Genomic DNA, 16,840 nt, shown 5'->3' with positions numbered 1-16,840 from the left:
CGGATCCGGGGGCGGGCGGGTACCCGCTCCAGATCAGGCGGGTCGGGTGGGTCGGGTGGGGATGCCTACCGCGGCACGGGGACGGTGCCCAGGATGCCGCCGAGCACGTCGTCGACGTCGACGCCGTCCATCTGCGCCTCCGGCCTCAGCGCCACGCGATGCCGGAGCGCCGGCAGCGTGAGCGCCTTGACGTCGTCGGGGGTGACGAAGGACCGGCCGGACAACCACGCCCAGGCGCGCGAGGTGTTCAGGAGCGCGGTGGCACCGCGCGGTGACACGCCGAGCTGGAATGACGGCGACGTCCGGGTGGCGCGGACGACGTCGACGATGTAGGCGAGTACCTCCGGCGCGACGGCGACACGGGCGACCGCCGTCCGTGCGTGGTCGATGTCCTCCACTCCGGCCACCGCCCGGACCCCCGCGGCAGCGAGGTCGCGGGGGTCGAAGCCGACGCTGTGCCGGCGGATCACCTCGATCTCGTCGTCGCGGCCGGGCAGGGGGAGGGTGAGCTTGAGGAGGAAGCGATCGAGCTGCGCCTCGGGCAGGGGATAGGTGCCCTCGTACTCCACCGGGTTCTGCGTCGCCGCGACGATGAACGGCGAGGGCAGGCGCCGGGACACGCCGTCGACGGAGACCTGCCGTTCCTCCATCGCCTCCAGCAGCGATGCCTGCGTCTTCGGGGGAGTGCGGTTGATCTCGTCGGCGAGGAGGATGTTGGTGAAGACCGGGCCCTCCCGGAACGTGAACTCGGAGGCCCTCGCCTCGTAGATGAGGGAGCCCGTGATGTCGCCCGGCATGAGGTCCGGCGTGAACTGCACCCGCTTCGTGTCGAGGCTCAGCGCCGCGGCGAGCGTGCGCACGAGCAGGGTCTTGGCGACGCCCGGTACACCCTCCAGCAGGACGTGCCCGTCCGCGAGGAGACCGATGAGGAGCCCCGTCACGGCCGGGTCCTGCCCCACGATCGACTTGCCCACCTCGGCGCGTACGCGCAGCAGCGCCGCCCGGGCGGAATCGTCGTCGGGACGTGCCTGCCCCGACGCCTGTCCCGGCGTCTGCCCTGGCGCCTGTCCCGGCGTCCGACCCGCGTGCCGCGGCGCCGGATCCTCCACGCGTGTCGCCGGGTGGGCGCCGCCCGGCGGTGTTGCCGGCGCCTGCAGGGCTTCGTCCTGCCGGCCTTCGGTGTGGTTCATGATGACGTGATCTCCTTCTCGAGGTCGAGGATCTCCTGTGCCCACAGCACAAGCTCGCGGTTCGTGGTCGGGGTGGTGCCGAGCAGTCGCTGCTCGAGCTCCGGGCGGGGCCGTCCGCTGTGGCGCGCCGCCGCCTCGACGACCTCGGCAGGGGACGCGGAGCGGTCGACGCGGAGGCGATGGGCCATCCGGGTGAGGGTCGCTGCGCGGAGGGTGGCCGCGGCGTGCCGGACCGAACGCGAGTCCTGGTAGAGGCGGGCGCGCCCTTCGGCCGTCTCCGCGGCACGGACGACGACGGGCAGCGGCTCGGCAGCCAGCGGCCCCAGCCGCCGGCCCCGCCAGAGCATCGCCAGGGCCGAGCAGACGAGGAGCCACACCAGCAGGGGATTCACCCACGGAGGCAGGAGGGTCCTCGGATCGATGCCCTCGCCGGTCGAGACGACATCTGCTCCCGTCGGTTCGTACCAGACGAGGGTCGGCGAGGACCCGAGTACCCGCAGGGCAAGGGCCGCGTTGCCCTCGTCCGTGATCGAGCCGTTGGAGAGGATCGACGGTGCTCCGAGCACAGCGACCGCGCCATCGCTGCTCGTGGCGTACAGGCCTCCGGCCACGTCGTCCACCGTGGTCGGGAAGCACTCGATGGCGCCGGAGTACACCGTTCCCGTCGCCGAGAGCGTCCCGGCCGCCGTCGCATCGGCGTCCGCGCATTCGGCGGCCCGGGCGGGGGAGCCTCCCGAGAGGTCGAGGGGGACAGGTCCGATCACCGTGAAGTCCTCGTCGAGGGCGGTCAGCTGGCGCGCACCCGGCTCCGCGAGCACCGCACGGTCCGACGCGGCGGCCAGGTCCGCGACCTGGTCGGCGCTGAGGTACTGCTGGGCGTCAGCGAGGAACAAGGTGGCAGGCCCTTCCTCCAGTGCCGCGAGTGCGTCGTCATGGGACTCGGCCCGGACGACGTCGACGCCCTGCGCCCGGAGGGCTTCCGCTACCGCCCGGGCGCCTTCGGGCGCGGGATTGGCCGGGGACAGTGGGCCGCCACCGATCTCCCGTCCCGGCAGGAGGTTGATCAGGATGATCACCGCGAGGACGAGGGCGCCCGCCAGCAGGGGCAGGGCACGCCGGGCCCGCGAGCGCGCGGTTGCCAGCGCGTTGCCGCCGTCGCCCATGACCTCCCCGGTCGGGGCGGGCGGCGCGGGAGGCGCCGCGTCCCCGCCGGCGCGGGCGGTGGGAGGGCCAGGGGTCGGCGCCATGGACTGCCGCGCCTCGTGCGTCACCGGGGTGCCACCGGCGTCGTCGGTCCCTCGGGTCGGGCCGGGCGCTCCGTGGAGAGACGGGCGTCGATGCCGGCTGCGCGCCGGTAGTCGCTGTCCGTGGCCGTGCCGCTGCCGTAGTGCGTCTCGTTGAACAGGTCCGCCAGCCAGGCGACCTCCACCGAGAGGGACGGGAAGACGCCGCCGAGTCGCCCCGCAGCTTCCGTCGCCGTCCTGCCGGGCTGCTCGCCGATCACCACGCGCTCCTCCGCGGAGCGGATGATCGCGCGCAGCAGCTCGGCCACCGCCCCGTTCCAGTTCCCCTCCCCGGCGAGCGCGGCGGCGCGCTCGCGGTGGTACGCACCCGAGCGCCCGGCGTCGTCGTCGAACACGGGAGCTTCCTGCTTCCTGCCGCGCGCGTTGAGGCGCGGCCTGATGAGCACGACGGCCACGACGACGAGGAGTGTGGCCCCGATCGCGACCACGAGCGTGCCCGGCCCGGGCCCCAGCCCGCCGACGCCGTCGAGCAGCCGGGCGATCCCCCGGAGGAAGTCCGCGAGGATGCGCTCGAAGATGTTGGGTTGCGCTTCCACGTAGGCGGGTTTCGCCAGTTCCTCCTCGAGGAGCCGCCGGGCGTCGTCCGCGTCGGGCGCGAGGAACGGGCGGGAGCCGGCTCTCACGGGCACACCCCGGGCCGGGTCCCTCCGACACGGCGGCCCGGCATCAGGGACGCCCGCCCGGCTGATGCCCGAAGGAGGTGGTGCCACCGGGGACGACATCGGTCCGCCCCGGCCCCGCCTGCTCGTGCTCGCGCATCAGGACGACGTCGAACCCTTCCCTCCGGATGCGGAGGTCGACATACAGCAGGGACGTCACGCCCGCCTGGAAGGCGTACCCGATGGCCGTGAAGAGTGCGGTGATCGCCTGCGTTGCCAGCAGGACGGGGATCGAGTCCAGGGCGTCCGGGGTGGCGGAGGTGGAACTGCTGAAGCCGAGGAAGAGGGACACGGCGAAGGTGAGCGGGGTGGAGATGACGGACGCGATGATCGAGACGATCACGCTCGTCAGCAGCACGATGCCGAACGTCCTCCACCAGTTGCCGCGCGTCAGCCGCCACGACCGCTTGACGGAGGTCCAGGGCCCGGTGCCCTCGAGCATCAGGGCCGCAGGAGCGACGACGATCTTGATGCTCGCCCAGGTCAGGACGACCAGCGCGCCGATCACGAGCGGCACGATCACGAGGGCCGAGTACTCCTCGAGCCCGATGACGGCCAGCGCCGAGATCCCGACGAGGAGCACGAGGCCGACGACGCCCGCCGCGAACGACAGCAGGCCGAATCCGAACAGGGGGAGGAGGCGGTTGCGGGCGAGCCGCCATGCCTGGCCGAAGGACGTCCGCTGGTTGATGACGGCTCGGGCGATCGGGATGACCAGGATGCCCTGCAGGACGAGCAGCGCGACACCGGACACGACCCCCGCGACCGAGGCGAAGACGCCGAGACTGGCGAAAGCACCGATGATGCTGTCCGGTGTGGGGTTCTGCGACTCGAACACCTCGAAGGAGGACAGGACGTTCCCCAGCAGCAGGACGGTCACCAGTGCGACGACGGCCTGCAGGAGGATGGCGATACCGAAGGTGGCCAGCGGATTCCGCCGGCAGGCCTGGAAGGCGCCGTCGAGCAGTTCGCCGAGGCCGAGCGGCCGCAGGGGGATCACGCCCGGCTTCGGAGGAGCCTGGTACAGGGGGGCGGGCGGGAAGGTACCGCCCCACGGGCTGCCCTGCCCGGGACCCTGGGGCGGGTACGTCGGGCCCCACCCCTGGCCGCCGAAGGGCGGGGACGGCCGGCCGCCGTGCGGTGGGAGCGCGCCGCTGTCTCCGGGCCGCGCCGCAGAGCCAGGCTCGACGGCGTGGCCCGGCTGCCCGCCGGGTGCTCCCCACGAGGGAGGCCCTGCGGGGGAGGAGTAGCCCTGGCTCGGGGACTGCCAGGGCGAGGACCCATGCCCGTCGGTGCCTGGTGACGCGGCGGGCGGCTGCCAGGGCGCTTCGGTCCGACCGCCGGTGCTCCGGTCGTGATCCGGCGCCGGGCCGTCACCCGAGGAGCCGGGATCGCCGTCGTCCGGCCCGTCGTCCGGCTGACCACTGATCTGATTCCTCATAGCGTCCCCTCGGTCGACACTCCCGGGAGGCATACTCGCAGCATCCCCTCCTGCATCATAGTGAGCCGCGCCACCTTTCCGGCCAGCGGCGCGGTGGCCCCGCGGACGGGCTGTCGCTGCGCGCGGGGCCCGGAGCCACCACCCCGACACATCGTGCGGTGAGGCTGGTGGGACTTTGCTGTCCCGATGGGACAGTATGGGGGTATGAAGGCTCGCATACTGGTCATCGACGATGATGAGGCCCTGTCCGAGATGATCGGCATCGTCCTCCGTAATGACGGATTCGACCCCGTGTTCTGTGCCGATGGCTCGGCTGCGCTGGGCGTGTTCCGCTCGACCCACCCCGATCTCGTGCTGCTCGACCTGATGCTGCCGGGAATGGACGGCATCGAGGTGTGTCGTCAGATACGGGCCGAGTCCGACCTCCCCATCGTGATGCTGACCGCGAAGTCGGACACCTCCGACGTCGTCCGCGGCCTCGAATCCGGGGCCGACGACTACGTCCCCAAGCCCTTCAAGCCGGCAGAACTCGTCGCGCGGGTGCGCGCCCGGCTCCGCCCCGCCGAGTCCAAGGCCCCGGAGACCCTTCGGATCGGTGAGGTCAGCATCGACGTCGCGGGCCACGAGGTCACCCGGGCTGGCGAGCGCGTATCCCTGACTCCGCTCGAATTCGACCTGCTGGTGGCCCTCGCCCGGAAGCCCTGGCAGGTGTTCACCCGTGAGCTGCTCCTCGAGCAGGTGTGGGGCTACCGCCACGCCGCCGACACCCGGCTCGTCAACGTCCACGTGCAACGGCTGCGCTCGAAGATCGAACGCGACCCCGAGGCACCCGAGATCGTCCTGACGGTGCGTGGTGTCGGCTACAAGGCCGGACAGGGCTGAGGCGGGGGGCGCGCACCGACGCGCTCCCGCACCCAGTACCGCACCTGATTCCGGACCGTCTCCGCTTCCACTCGGCGCCGGCGACCCCGGCGACCCCGGCGTACCGGACGGCAGGACGTACACCGCGCCCACCGACGCCCCTGATGCGGCCGGCACGCCGACCGGATCCTCGACCGGGTCCTCGACCGGATCCTCGTCCGGGTCCTCGTCCGTCGCCGGCCGGCTCCGGGCTGCTCCGGCCCGTGGGAGGGTCCTGCTGCGCTCGATCGCGAGCCGCTGGCGGCGGTCCCTGCAGTTCCGCACCGTGGTCGCGACCATGCTGCTGACCTCCGTGTCGTTCGTGGCCGTGGGCGGGTTCCTGTCCAACCAGATCGCCAGCGCGCTCTACGACGAACGGTTCGACCAGTTCAGTGCGGAGGCACGTGCTGCCCTGACCTCGACGAAGGCCGTCTTCCGGGACTCCTCGGCGACGGACCGCGACACCACCAGTCGCCTGGTCCTGGATTCGGTCAACGCACTCGTGGGCAACGAGACGGACGCGCCACGCCAGGCCATGCTCGTGCCGATCACCGGCGGCGAAGGGCTGTTCGTCCCGGCGACGGTGAGCCAGGACGGCGCCACCGCAGGCATGCTGCCGGAGGACCTGCAGCAGGCGGTGGACGGCGGGCAGGACGTCTACTGGGCGCCCATCACCATCCCGGTCACGCAGGACGGCGACCAGGATGCCCCGGGTATCGCCTTCGGCACGCAGGTGCAGCTGCCGCCCGAACGCAGCCCCTACGCCCTCTACGTCTACTACGACCTCTCCTCCATGCAGTCCACGCTCGACTACATCCACGGTGTCCTGTGGCTGGTGGGCCTCGTGCTGCTGCTCGTGATCGGCGCGATCACCTGGTACGTGACCCGCAGCGTCGTGCTGCCGGTCGGCTATGCGGCGTCCGTGTCCGAGAAGCTCGCGGCAGGGCAGCTGCAGGAACGCATGGAGGTCACCGGCGAGGACGAGGTGGCACGGCTCGGTGCGTCCTTCAACCACATGGCGGGCAGCCTGCAGGACCAGATCACACAGCTGGCGCAGCTGTCGCAGATGCAGCAGCGGTTCGTGTCCGACGTGTCGCACGAACTCCGCACGCCGCTGACCACGGTGCGCATGGCCGCGGAGGTCCTCCATGACGCGCGGGACGAGTTCAACCCGGTCAACAAGCGCTCCGCGGAGATCCTCTTCGACCAGGTCGAGCGGTTCCAGGCGCTCCTCGCCGATCTGCTGGAGATCTCCCGGTTCGACGCCGGCGCAGCCGTCCTGGAGGCCGAATCCGTCGACATCGTGCAGCTCGTGCAGCACGCCATCGACGGTGCACGGCCCCTCGCGGACAGGCTCGGATCCGACCTCGGCATCGTGTCGGCCGAGTCCAGCTGCATCGTCGACGCCGACGCACGGCGCATCGACCGGATCCTGCGCAACCTGATCGTCAACGCACTCGAGCACGGGGAGGCGAGGCCGGTCGAGATCCACATCGCCTGCAATCCCGAAGCCGTCGCGGTGGCCGTGCGCGACTACGGCATCGGCATGACACCGCTGCAGGCGTCCCGCGCCTTCGACCGCTTCTGGCGGGCCGATCCGGCGCGGGCACGGACCACGGGAGGCAGCGGGCTCGGTCTCTCCATCGCCGCGGAGGACGCCCGCCTGCACAGCGCCTGGCTGGAGGCGTGGGGCATGCCGGGCGAGGGCGCCTGCTTCCGGCTGACGCTTCCGCGTCGCCAGGGGACCGAGCTGACGTCGTCGCCCCTGGCGTTGCCTCCGTCGGGTTCGACCAGCGCCGGCCAGGCCGGGCACGAGCCCCCGCAGCAGGCACCCGAGGACGTCGGCACCGAAGCGAGGGAGAGCAGTGCGACCCAGTAGAACGAGCGGCAGTGACCGGGCCCGGCGCCCCAGTTCCAGCAGCATGCCCGCGGCACTCCTGGCGGCTCTGCTCGCACTCCTCCTGGTGCTCACCGGCTGTTCGGCCATCCCCACGAAGGGGCCCGTCGGCGTCATCCCGGCCGCGGAGGGCGAGGCCGACGCCGTCGCACCCGCCTTCGACCCGGAGGGTCCTGCCGCGGGCGCTACTCCCGAGCGGATCCTGCGCGACTTCATCACCGCCGGCACCGGTGCCGGGGACGGGTACAGCGTCGCCCGCCAGTTCCTGACCCTCGAGCTGGCGAAGACCTGGAAGCCGGAGGAGCGGATCGTCCTGTTCCGGTCCGACCCACGGGTGGAGAAGCGCGAGACCGAAGGGGTCTACCAGATCCAGCTCGAGACGACCGGGACCGTCGACGCCAGGGGAGTGCGGACCAACAGCACGGCTCCGGCCACGGAGACCCTGGGGGTCCGGATGGTCCAGGAGGCGGGCGAATGGCGGATCGACGAGATCCCGGACGGCATCATGCTGGCCCAGAGCAGCGCCCGGGACCTCCTGCTCTCGCACAGCCTCTACTTCTACAGCAGCACCTACCGCTACTGGGTCCCCGACGCACGCTGGTTCGTCCGGCGGACCGGCGTCACCGCGCGGATCGTCAGTGCCATGCTGGCCGGTCCCGCACCGTACCTGCAGGGATCCGTCACCAGTGCGTTCCCCGAAGGGGTCAAGCTCGTCCGTGACTCCGTGCCGATCACCTCCGGCAAGGCGTCGGTGGACCTCTCCTCCGAGGTCCTCGACAACGCGACGAACCTCGGCCTGCAGCAGATGAACCAGCAGCTCCAGGTCAACCTGCTCGGCCTGAACGACGTCACGTCGGTGGAGATGACCAGCGGCCAGCCCATCGAGCTGGGATCACCCGCCCCGAACCTCGTGGTGCCCGAGCTGACACCCGACGTGGGGGGCGAGCAGGTCGGCATCGCGGCGGGCGAGCTGGTGCGGGTGCGCAACGGCGCCGTCGTCCCGATCGAGGGACTGCCCTCGGTGGCGGCGCTGGCGCCGCGCGGGCCTGCGACGTCGGTCTCCGGCAGTGCCTACGCCTTCACGAACACGGACAGGACCACCCTCTACGTGACGGCGCCGGGCAGCGAGGCCCGGGAGATCCTCAAGGGCGCCTCGCTGACCCGGCCCTCCTTCGACCCGGAGAACTGGGTCTGGACCAGCAGGGCGGCCGGAGCGCGCAGCGAGGTCCTCGCCATCCCGCCGGGGGGCACGGAGGCGAACGCCGTCGTCCTGGCCGCGGGCTGGCTCGGGGACCGGAGCGTGAAGGAGCTGCGCGTCTCGCGGGACGGCTCACGCGCCCTGATCGTCACGGAGCGCGGTGGAACGAGCGAGGTGCTGCTCGCCGGCATCACGCGGTCCACGGAGGGTGCTCCGCAATCGCTCACCACGCCCCTGGCGCTGCCGGTGGACGGGACCGTCGACACGGCCGTGTGGGCAGGCCAGAGTGCGATCGCCGCATCGACGGTCGGCGCCGGCGAGGAAGCCGCCCCGGTGATCCTGCAGCTGGACGGCGAACAGGAGACGATGGCCGCACTGGACGGCATCCTGGGGATCAGCGCGGGGTCCGACGCCGAGGACACGGTGTATGCCCAGGCCGGCGGCACGCTCTACCGGCGCATCGGTAGCAGCTGGGTGGACGAGCAGCTCGACGTCGTCGATCCGGCCTTCCCCGGGTAGCGCTGTCCACATAGCGCGGCCCGGGCCTCGGGGCGACGAGCCTGCATGATGTCCTGGACCGATGAGTTCAGCAGGAATCGCCCGGCTTGTGGACGGGTTCGTGTTCGGCCGCACCTGCCAGCGGATCATGCGTGCCCTCGCAGCCTTCTCGGCACTCGTCCTGCCGACGTCCTGTGTCGTCTGCGGCCTGTGGGACACATCCCTGTGTCCGGAATGCCTGAGCCGGTTCCGGCGTGCGACGGCGCGGCCGTTCCGTGCCGAGGCGGACGCCGAATCGCTGCCGGACGTCGAGGTCGTTCCTCCCGGCCTGCACGCCGCAGGACCAGAGGCACTTCACGGTGGGCGGGGTTCCCCTGCCGGAGCGCCGTTCGGTCCGCTGCCCGTACTCGCGGCGGGGCGGTACGGACGGGCCGTGTCGGTGGTGCTGCTCGCCTTCAAGAATCACGGACACGTCGACCTGGCCGCCCCTGTGGCCGCGGCCCTGGGCGGTGTCCTGCACTACGCGCCGCGGGTGTTCGGGCAGCGGACGACGGCCTCCCTGCCGATCCTGCTGGTACCGGTACCCACTCGGGCGTCATCGCGCCGCCGGCGCGGCTACGACCCGCTGATGCTGCTCCTGTCCCGGCTCGACCGCGGAGGGCAACTACCCGCGGGTTGCGTGCTGGCTCCCGCCCTGCGACTGCGACCGCTGCTGGGCCGACTGTGCGGCGCGGCCGCCCGGGGCGGCACGGCCCCGCTCGTGCGGGGTGTCCTTCCGGCCGCGCTCACCGGCCTCGGCGGCGGCCAGAAGGGGCTCGGCCGCAGAGGCAGGCGCACCAACGTCCTGTACTCGATGGGTGCCGCCGGATCCCCGGGGAAGGTGCTCGCCGGACGGACTTGCATCATCGTCGACGATGTCCTCACGACGGGCGCGACGATCGCGGAGGCCCACCGCGCCCTCGTGGCCGCAGGTGCCCTGGTACTCGGCGCCGTGGTCATCGCGGCGACGTCCTCGCCCGCGGGAGGCAGCTCGGGCCGGGTCCCCGGAGTGCCCCCGGTACATGCGGATCCGATCCGCGGCACGCTGCCGGTGCCCCACCGGGCGACCGGCACACCACCGGAAGTTTCTGGAGCGCCGAGGGGTGAATAAAGGAGGAGCGTGAACTACCGTGAAGTACGGGTACCGCACAATGACGACACGTACCCGTCGGCGGCGGCTCTGCACAACGCCTCGGCCGCCGTCGTGTCACCTAGCGATGTGGAGGGCACCATGGAGTTTGTGATCAATGGCCGGAACCTGGCGGTATCGGACCGTTTCCGCGAGTATGCGACGGAGAAGATCGACAAGATAGAGCAGCTCGGCGACAAGGTGCAGCGCGTCGACGCGAAGATCACCAAGGAACCCAGCGCGCGCATGGCGGACACCTCCCTCACGGTCGAACTCACAGTGCTCTGCAGGGGCCCGGTCGTCCGGGCCGAGGCCACCGCCGGCGACAAGTTCGCGGCGTTCGACCTCGCCTACGGGAAACTCCTCGAGCGCCTGCGCCGCGCCCGTGACCGGCGGAAGGTCCACCACGGCCGGCACACCCCGGTCGCCGTCAGGGTCGCCACGGCCGACCTCGAACCGGCTGATTCCGCACAGCCCATCTACCTCGAGACGCCAGCCATCGAGCCGACGTCGAACGAGCCCGCCCCCCAGCCGGAGGACGTCGACGCCTACTCCTCGCCCGACGACATCCCCGCAGGCGATTCGCCCGTGCTGATCCGTCGCAAGGTGTTCTCCGGGATCCCGATGACCCTGGACGACGCGGTCGACAACATGGAACTCGTCGGCCACGATTTCTACCTCTTCATCGATTCGGCCACCGGAACACCCTCCGTGGTCTACCGCCGGCAGGGCTGGACCTATGGAGTGATCACCCTCGACGCGAAGTGCGCCGAAGGGACCGAGGAACCCCACGAGGAACTACTCGCCTACCGCGCCAAGGAAGCGGCCACCGCCTAGGCGGGGACGCCGTGCCGGGATCTCCGGCCGTATTCCAGAAGAGCGTTCTTCGAACTGCCTCCGCGCCCCGCGCGGAGGCAGTTCCATGCAGGAGACCAGAGTGAACCTCACCACCGCCCAGGCCAGGCGCATCGTCCTCGCCGCCCAGGGCCTCCACCGTCCGCGCCTCGACGCGCCGTCGTCCCGTCGCGCCGTCAACGCCGCCGTGCAGCGGCTGCAGGTCCTGCAGATCGACTCCGTGAACGTCCTCGCCCGGTCCCACTACCTGCCGCTGTTCTCGCGCCTCGGGTGCTACGACCCGGCGCACCTCGAAGCCCTGTACACCCGCGCACCGCGCAAGCTCGTCGAGTACTGGGCCCATGAAGCGAGCTTCGTCCCGCCGGAGCTGTTCCCGCATCTGCGCGTGTGGCAGCGGCGGACCTGGATGGCGGCAACCGGCGTCCCGGACGCCCTGCGCCAGACCCTCGAAGAGGACGTCCTCGGACTCCTCCACCAGGGCACGCCCCTCACCGCCGCGGGCCTCCAGCAACTGCTGGGAAGTGACACCACCCGGCCCGAGGAGGGCTGGGGCTGGCGGTGGACGGTCGCCAAGCGCGTGCTCGAGGACCTGTTCGCGCGGGGAGAGATCGGATCCGCCGGCCGAACGGCCCAGTTCGAACGGCTCTACGCGCCCATCAGGGCTGTCCTTGCCGATCCCGGCCTCGCCGATTCCCGGCCGACCAGGACGGAGGCCCTGCGCCTCCTGGCCGAGCGTGCGGCAGGAGCGCTCGGCGTCGCCCGGGCCCGCTCGGTGGCGGACTACTTCCGCACCCCGGTGCGTGAGACACGGGCCGCACTCGAGGAACTCGTCGGCGCAGGTTCCCTCCGGGCCGTGACCGTCGACGGCCATCCGGAGCCCTGGTACCTCCACCCGGCGGCAACCCTGCCGCGCCAGGCACGCGGCCGGGCGCTCCTGAGCCCCTTCGACTCGCTCGTCTTCGAACGCGACCGGCTGCACCGGCTCTTCGACTTCCACTACCGCATCGAGATCTACACCCCGGCGGAACGCCGTATCCATGGCTACTACGTCCTGCCCTTCCTCCTGAGGGATTCCATCGCCGCACGCGTGGACCTCAAGGCCGACCGCGCGGCCGGCCGACTGCTGGTACGGGCCAGCTCCGCTGAACCGGACGCGCCGGGGGACACCGCCGCGGAGCTCGCCGACGAGCTGCGCCTGCTCGCGCAGTGGCTGGGGCTGGGCGGCGTCGTCGTCGAGGACCGGGGCGACCTCGCGTCCCCGCTCTCCTCGCAGGTCGGCAGGCTACTCTGAGCGGACACGCAGTTCCGTGTCCGGCACCGGACTGCAGGGGGAACCATAGCGGGGGGCCGAACGTATCTCCCGTAGACTAGATACGCCATCTTTGGGCAGCATCAGATTGGGAGCAGATACCAGTGCCATCACTTCTTGAACGAGTACTACGCACCGGCGATAAGAAGACACTGAAGCGACTCCGCAACTACGCTGACGCCATCAATGTCCTCGAAGACGAGTTCCGCGAGATGTCCGACGCAGAGCTGCGTGGAGAGACCGAGCGGCTGAAGAAGCGCTACGCCGACGGCGCGACCCTCGATGACCTGCTGCCGGAAGCCTTTGCCGCCGTGCGGGAGGCGTCGAGCCGGACGCTCGGACTCCGCCACTTCGATGTGCAGCTGATGGGCGGCGCGGCCCTCCACCTGGGCAACATCGCCGAGATGAAGACCGGCGAGGGCAAGACCCTCGTGGCGACGGCACCCGCCTACCTCAATGCCCTGACCGGCAAGGGCGTCCACGTCGTGACCGTCAACGACTACCTCGCGGAGTACCAGTCCGACCTCATGGGGCGCGTCTACCGCTTCCTGGGACTGACGAGCGGCTGCATCCTCTCCAAGCAGGATCCCGCAGCCCGCCGCGAGCAGTACGCCGCGGACATCACCTATGGCACCAACAACGAGTTCGGCTTCGACTACCTGCGCGACAACATGGCCTGGAGTGCCGCCGAGCTCGTCCAGCGCGGCCACAACTTCGCGATCGTCGACGAGGTCGACTCGATCCTCATCGACGAGGCCCGTACTCCCCTGATCATCAGCGGCCAGGCGTCGGGCGACGTCAACCGCTGGTACAACGAGTTCGCGAAGGTCGTCCAGAAGCTGACGATCGAGGTCGACTACGAGGTCGACGAGAAGAAGCGGACCGTGGGCGTGCTCGAGGACGGCATCGAGAAGGTGGAGGACTATCTCGGCATCTCCAACCTGTACGAGTCGGCCAACACCCCGCTGATCGGCTTCCTGAACAATGCCATCAAGGCCAAGGAGCTCTTCAAGCGCGACAAGGACTACGTCGTCCTCAACGGCGAGGTCATGATCGTCGACGAGCACACCGGCCGCATCCTCGCGGGCCGCCGCTACAACGAGGGCATGCACCAGGCCATCGAGGCGAAGGAGGGCGTGGAGATCAAGGCCGAGAACCAGACCCTCGCCACCGTGACGCTGCAGAACTACTTCCGCCTGTACGAGAAGCTCTCGGGCATGACCGGTACCGCCGAGACGGAGGCGGCGGAATTCATGTCCACCTACAAGCTCGGTGTGGTCCCCATCCCGACCAACAGGGAGATGGCCCGCAAGGACCTCTCCGACCTCATCTACAAGAACGAGGTCGCCAAGTTCGACGCCGTCGTCAAGGACATCGTCGAGCGTCATGGGACCGGCCAGCCGGTCCTCGTCGGTACCACGAGCGTCGAGAAGAGCGAGTACCTCTCCAAGCAGCTGGCCAAGGCCGGTGTCCGCCACGAGGTCCTGAACGCGAAGAACCACGCGCGTGAAGCCGCGATCATCGCGCAGGCCGGTCGCAAGGGTGCCGTCACGGTCGCCACCAACATGGCCGGGCGAGGCACCGACATCATGCTCGGCGGCAACGCCGAGTTCAATGCCGTCGCCGCGCTGGAGAAGCAGGGACTCGATCCGGCGGACAACCCGGAGGAGTACGAGGCCAAGTGGCCCGACGCCCTCGAGGCCGCGAGGGAAGCCGTCAAGGCCGAGCAGGAGGAGGTCCGCGAACTCGGCGGCCTGTACGTGCTCGGCACGGAGCGGCACGAGTCGCGGCGCATCGACAACCAGCTCCGCGGCCGTTCCGGACGGCAGGGCGATCCGGGCCGCTCACGGTTCTACCTGTCGCTGACGGACGACCTCATGCGGTTGTTCAACTCCGGTGGCGCCGAGCGCATCATGAACGGCGCCACGATGCCGGACGACGTCGCCCTCGAGTCGAAGCTGGTGTCGAAGGCGATCGAGAACGCGCAGGGCCAGGTCGAGGGCCGCAACGCCGAGCAGCGCAAGAACGTCCTGAAGTACGACGACGTCCTCAATCGCCAGCGCGAGGCCATCTACGGCGACCGCCGCCGGATCCTGGAGGGCGGCGACCTGCACGAGAAGGTGCAGTTCTTCCTCGAGGACGTGGTCACGGCGATGGTCGACGAGGCGACGGAGCAGGGCCACGGTGACGACTGGGACTACGAGCTCCTGTGGACGAACCTGAAGACCCTCTACCCGATCACGCTGACCGCGGACGAGGTCATCGAGGAAGCGGGCGGGAAGTCGAAGCTGACCCGCGACTTCCTGCACAGCGAGATCCTCTCCGACGCCAAGCTCGCCTACCAGGCGCGCGAGGAAGCCCTGGGTGAGCAGACGATGCGCGAACTCGAACGACGCGTGGTCCTCTCGGTCATCGGCCGGAAGTGGCAGGAGCACCTCTACGAGATGGACTACCTCAAGGAGGGAATCGGCCTCCGCGCGATGGCCCAGAGGGATCCGCTCGTGGAGTACCAGCGCGAGGGATTCATCCTCTTCCAGGCGATGATGGAGTCGATCCGCGAGGAGAGCATCGGCTACCTGTTCAACCTCGACGTCGAGGTGTCGGCGCCCGCGCAGACCGGGCTCCCCGGCGTGACCGACGGACGGAACATCGTCCAGGCACCGTCCATCAAGGCCGCCGGGCTCGATGCTCCTGCAAAGCCCGCGACGCTCAACTTCACCGCGCCGAATGCGCAGGGGGATGCCGAGGTGCACGTGGAGCGGAACAGGGCGCAGGCTGCGACGCCGGGCGGCAAGAAGGCGAAGAAGAAGTAGTCAGCCGATCTCCAGGGCGGTCACCCGCCACGCCCCGCGCCGTTGTTCTATTCGTAGAGCAACGGCGCGGACGCGTTTCTGGTCGAAAGCGACGACGGACGCCTCGTAGACACCCGCACTGACGGGGCACACGCGGGCGGAGCGGACGACGACGTGCCGACGGGTACTCGCCGGCGCCTCTGCATGATGGCCGCCCTGCGCGGCGCCGACGCACCGTACCAGGTTGGCGCGCAGCTGCAGCCGTTCGTAGTTCTCCGGATCGAGCCAGCGCGCCATCTGCTGCAGGGGGCGGGATCCGCCCAGCACCTCGAGGGCGCCCTGGGCGACGGACCGGGCGATGCCCGAGATGCGGGACGCGTCCGGATCGGTGAGCCGGCGGTCGGCGTGTCCCACTTCCTCGCCCGCCCGGGGCTCGGCCAGGGGCTCGGGCGCGTCCAGGCCGTGCGTCCCCGGGGAGGGGCGCAGCTCGACGACGGTCGCGGGGCCGGATGCGGGAATCCGGGGCGCCGCGGGCAGGAGCGGTCGCGGTGCTCCGCTGACCTCTGCGAGCGCGGCGGCGGTTGTGCGGCGGAGCTGGGTCACTGCAGACATCGGATGTCCTTTCCAGGGGCGTTCGAACGGTGGGTCGTGATCTCCGTGTGCCGTGCCGAGGGCGCGCGGGAGGAAGGGCAGTCCTGCGGGGAACGCCGTGGCGGCGATCGCGCCGAGTGCGTGTGCGTCGACGCGGGCGGATTGCCCGGGGTCAGGGGGCCTTGAGGACCTGACCGGGTACGAGGTGGGACGGATCCTCGCCGATGGTGGAGCGGTTCGTGTCGTACCAGGCGGGCCAGGCCTCGGCGATATCGGCAGCGGTTGCGAGCGGCCCGAGCTGTAGGGCGACGATCGACCAGAGGGAGTCCCCCGGGGCGACGACGACCTCCGCGGTCCCGACCGACGGTCGTGACTCGGCGCGGAACAGGAGGCCTCCGTCGACGGGAATCTGTGTCGGTCGCCATGCAGGTGACGGTGATCGTCCCGGTGATCCGGGTGGATTCTGCCGGTCCGCTGATCCTTGTGGGCCCTGCAGGGCAGGCGCCGAGGCCGGCTCCTCCTCCTGTCCCGTACCGCTGGGAGTGCCGACCGGGGACCAGTAGGGGGAGTGGGACGTGCTGGCTCCATCGGTATCGGCGGATGCCGGGAGGCCGGTGGCCATGGAGGCACCCGGCGCGACGACGGCGGTGGGACCGGCTGCCTCTGCTCCGTGCGGCGCGGCCTGAGCCATGGCGGGCACGGCGAGGAGGTGGACGCCCAGAAGTGCGGCCGCGAGGCGTCGCATGACGGCGGGCGTGCAGCGCTGGGCCACGCTCGCTGCGGCCGAGAGGCCCCGGCGCTGCAGGAGTTCGGCCAGGACGGCGACGGCGAGCGCAAGAATCCAGAGGCCGATGACCGCGCCGCCCAGGACCGACAGGAGGAATCCGAGGACGCTTTCGAGGTCCCGCGGTCCCGCCGGACGGTGCAGCCGGTCCAGGGCCTGGCCGGCCGCCACCACGACGAGGGCGCACGCCAGAACCAGCCCTGCCTGCACTGCGTCGGAACTCTTCATGGTGTCTCCTTCCCTAAACATAGTTT

The 16,840-nt window shown here is 70.7% G+C and carries 13 protein-coding genes; 7 read left to right on the top strand and 6 right to left on the bottom strand.

Annotation, left to right across the window (positions count from 1 at the left end):
- Nucleotides 1-65: 65 nt before the first annotated feature.
- The 4 genes from ACIQCY_RS03240 to ACIQCY_RS03225 are packed head-to-tail and all read right to left on the bottom strand — an operon-like array spanning nucleotide 66 to nucleotide 4,594.
- On the bottom strand, nucleotides 66-1,190 hold the full coding sequence (locus ACIQCY_RS03240; protein WP_400482459.1) for an AAA family ATPase: 1,125 nt from the start codon (nucleotides 1,188-1,190) through the stop codon (nucleotides 66-68).
- A complete protein-coding gene (locus tag ACIQCY_RS03235; protein WP_400482458.1) occupies nucleotides 1,187-2,437 on the bottom strand; it encodes a DUF4350 domain-containing protein in 1,251 nt (416 codons plus the stop codon). Before ACIQCY_RS03235 ends, ACIQCY_RS03240 begins: the two co-directional genes overlap by 4 nt.
- 20 nt (nucleotides 2,438-2,457) lie before the next feature.
- Nucleotides 2,458-3,117, bottom strand: coding sequence for a DUF4129 domain-containing protein (locus ACIQCY_RS03230; RefSeq protein WP_400482457.1), 660 nt, complete (start codon nucleotides 3,115-3,117; stop codon nucleotides 2,458-2,460).
- A 43-nt stretch (nucleotides 3,118-3,160) separates the two neighbouring features.
- Nucleotides 3,161-4,594: a hypothetical protein gene (locus ACIQCY_RS03225; protein WP_400482456.1), complete on the bottom strand. Its 1,434-nt coding sequence runs from the start codon at nucleotides 4,592-4,594 to the stop codon at nucleotides 3,161-3,163.
- Nucleotides 4,595-4,798: 204 nt separating this feature from the next.
- On the opposite strand from ACIQCY_RS03225, the gene mtrA reads away from it, so the two are divergent.
- The 7 genes from mtrA to secA all read left to right on the top strand — a co-directional run bounded on the left by mtrA (nucleotide 4,799) and on the right by secA (nucleotide 15,232).
- Nucleotides 4,799-5,476: an MtrAB system response regulator MtrA gene (gene mtrA, locus ACIQCY_RS03220; RefSeq protein ID WP_400482455.1), complete on the top strand. Its 678-nt coding sequence runs from the start codon at nucleotides 4,799-4,801 to the stop codon at nucleotides 5,474-5,476.
- Nucleotides 5,448-7,373, top strand: a complete 1,926-nt coding sequence (mtrB, locus tag ACIQCY_RS03215) for an MtrAB system histidine kinase MtrB (RefSeq protein ID WP_400482454.1) — start codon at nucleotides 5,448-5,450, stop codon at nucleotides 7,371-7,373. Before mtrA ends, mtrB begins: the two co-directional genes overlap by 29 nt.
- Nucleotides 7,374-7,416: 43 nt before the next feature.
- Nucleotides 7,417-9,108, top strand: coding sequence for an LpqB family beta-propeller domain-containing protein (locus tag ACIQCY_RS03210; RefSeq protein ID WP_400482453.1), 1,692 nt, complete (start codon nucleotides 7,417-7,419; stop codon nucleotides 9,106-9,108).
- A 61-nt stretch (nucleotides 9,109-9,169) separates the two neighbouring features.
- On the top strand, nucleotides 9,170-10,237 hold the full coding sequence (locus ACIQCY_RS03205; protein WP_400482452.1) for a ComF family protein: 1,068 nt from the start codon (nucleotides 9,170-9,172) through the stop codon (nucleotides 10,235-10,237).
- A gap of 120 nt (nucleotides 10,238-10,357) precedes the next feature.
- Nucleotides 10,358-11,092 (top strand): ribosome hibernation-promoting factor, HPF/YfiA family, encoded by a 735-nt coding sequence (hpf, locus tag ACIQCY_RS03200; RefSeq protein WP_400482781.1) that lies wholly within the window; start codon nucleotides 10,358-10,360, stop codon nucleotides 11,090-11,092.
- A gap of 85 nt (nucleotides 11,093-11,177) precedes the next feature.
- The gene (locus tag ACIQCY_RS03195) at nucleotides 11,178-12,401 is read left to right on the top strand and encodes a winged helix-turn-helix domain-containing protein (RefSeq protein ID WP_400482451.1); all 1,224 of its coding nucleotides are present in this window, start codon (nucleotides 11,178-11,180) and stop codon (nucleotides 12,399-12,401) included.
- Nucleotides 12,402-12,523: 122 nt separating this feature from the next.
- The gene (gene secA / locus ACIQCY_RS03190) at nucleotides 12,524-15,232 is read left to right on the top strand and encodes a preprotein translocase subunit SecA (RefSeq protein ID WP_400482450.1); all 2,709 of its coding nucleotides are present in this window, start codon (nucleotides 12,524-12,526) and stop codon (nucleotides 15,230-15,232) included.
- Here secA and ACIQCY_RS03185 read toward each other — a convergent pair whose 3' ends face one another.
- Together ACIQCY_RS03185 and ACIQCY_RS03180 are read right to left on the bottom strand one after the other, a co-directional pair.
- Complete coding sequence (locus tag ACIQCY_RS03185) at nucleotides 15,233-15,823, bottom strand: Rv3235 family protein (RefSeq protein WP_400482449.1); 591 nt, start codon at nucleotides 15,821-15,823, stop codon at nucleotides 15,233-15,235.
- 151 nt (nucleotides 15,824-15,974) lie between these two features.
- Nucleotides 15,975-16,814, bottom strand: a complete 840-nt coding sequence (locus ACIQCY_RS03180) for a LysM peptidoglycan-binding domain-containing protein (RefSeq protein WP_400482448.1) — start codon at nucleotides 16,812-16,814, stop codon at nucleotides 15,975-15,977.
- Between the last annotated feature and the right edge of the window lie 26 nt (nucleotides 16,815-16,840).

Origin of the sequence: Arthrobacter sp. NPDC092385, assembly GCF_044755105.1 — a bacterium.
Lineage (GTDB): Bacteria > Actinomycetota > Actinomycetes > Actinomycetales > Micrococcaceae > Arthrobacter_D.
Note: the sequence above shows the minus strand (reverse complement) of the source record. Positions and strands in the feature narration are given on the sequence as shown.

Bases quoted from the DNA above. Each gene is read 5' to 3' on its own strand.
- ACIQCY_RS03240 (WP_400482459.1), bottom strand. From the start codon at position 1,190: ATGAACCACACCGAAGGCCGGCAGGACGAAGCCCTGCAGGCGCCGGCA.
- ACIQCY_RS03235 (WP_400482458.1), bottom strand. From the start codon at position 2,437: ATGGCGCCGACCCCTGGCCCTCCCACCGCCCGCGCCGGCGGGGACGCG.
- ACIQCY_RS03225 (WP_400482456.1), bottom strand. From the start codon at position 4,594: ATGAGGAATCAGATCAGTGGTCAGCCGGACGACGGGCCGGACGACGGC.
- mtrA (WP_400482455.1), top strand. From the start codon at position 4,799: ATGAAGGCTCGCATACTGGTCATCGACGATGATGAGGCCCTGTCCGAG.
- ACIQCY_RS03210 (WP_400482453.1), top strand. From the start codon at position 7,417: ATGCCCGCGGCACTCCTGGCGGCTCTGCTCGCACTCCTCCTGGTGCTC.
- ACIQCY_RS03205 (WP_400482452.1), top strand. From the start codon at position 9,170: ATGAGTTCAGCAGGAATCGCCCGGCTTGTGGACGGGTTCGTGTTCGGC.
- hpf (WP_400482781.1), top strand. From the start codon at position 10,358: ATGGAGTTTGTGATCAATGGCCGGAACCTGGCGGTATCGGACCGTTTC.
- ACIQCY_RS03195 (WP_400482451.1), top strand. From the start codon at position 11,178: ATGCAGGAGACCAGAGTGAACCTCACCACCGCCCAGGCCAGGCGCATC.
- ACIQCY_RS03185 (WP_400482449.1), bottom strand. From the start codon at position 15,823: ATGTCTGCAGTGACCCAGCTCCGCCGCACAACCGCCGCCGCGCTCGCA.
- ACIQCY_RS03180 (WP_400482448.1), bottom strand. From the start codon at position 16,814: ATGAAGAGTTCCGACGCAGTGCAGGCAGGGCTGGTTCTGGCGTGCGCC.